Origin of the sequence: Aeromonas sp. PS2Canimalfood6 (assembly GCF_048276795.1) — a bacterium.
In the GTDB taxonomy this organism is placed as follows: Bacteria; Pseudomonadota; Gammaproteobacteria; order Enterobacterales; family Aeromonadaceae; genus Aeromonas; species Aeromonas caviae.
Genome location: NZ_JBLUXC010000155.1, coordinates 1 through 640, shown reverse-complemented (window position 1 = coordinate 640; position 640 = coordinate 1). Strand labels below are relative to the sequence as shown.

Sequence of the window (640 nt, the reverse complement as noted above, 5' to 3'; positions counted from 1 at the left end):
TAAAAAGTGTGAAGGCGATCCTGACTATAAAGTTAACTGCATATCACAGGCCTATAAGTATTTGTTTTGTAGGCAAAAAACTATTTTTAATTTTTAACAAAATGTTCACGATCTCGCCCTGATGCTAGATCCACAATCCGAGCTAATCCTACAGAACGTTCAATTCCGAGAAAGTCAATTATTTTGGATAAATAGTTGTGAGCATCTTGTTCAAATACAATCGTTCTTGCTGTATCAATGATTTCTTGATAATCGTTATCTAGCTCATTATCGTTAATTTCAGTTAGCATAGAGTGGATGTGTCGTTCTGGATTAAACCCCTCCGGCAAAATAAATTCTGAAATTTTAGATAAAGCATTCCCCCTCAAATCTACAGCTCTACGGTCATCACCACTAATTACTTTATTGATGGCATTTTCTTTCTGCTCTACCGTTCTATAGACATCCCCATCCAAGATGTAGATGTTTCTGCTAACATCTTCATTTCTGAGCAAGGCTCCACCTAATATTGTGAATGCATTAGGGAAGGTGCGAATAAGCGGGGAAATTCTTCTCGGCTGACTCAGTCATTTCATTTCTTCATGTTTGAGCCGATTTTTTCTCCCGTAAATGCCTTGAATCAGCCTATTTAGACCGTTTC

The 640-nt window shown here is 37.5% G+C and carries 1 protein-coding gene; it reads right to left on the bottom strand.

The annotated features are described in order from the left end of the window. Nucleotides 1-86: 86 nt before the first annotated feature. Nucleotides 87-494 (bottom strand): hypothetical protein, encoded by a 408-nt coding sequence (locus ACNPAA_RS21025; RefSeq protein ID WP_201873255.1) that lies wholly within the window; start codon nt 492-494, stop codon nt 87-89. Nucleotides 495-640: the final 146 nt, after the last annotated feature.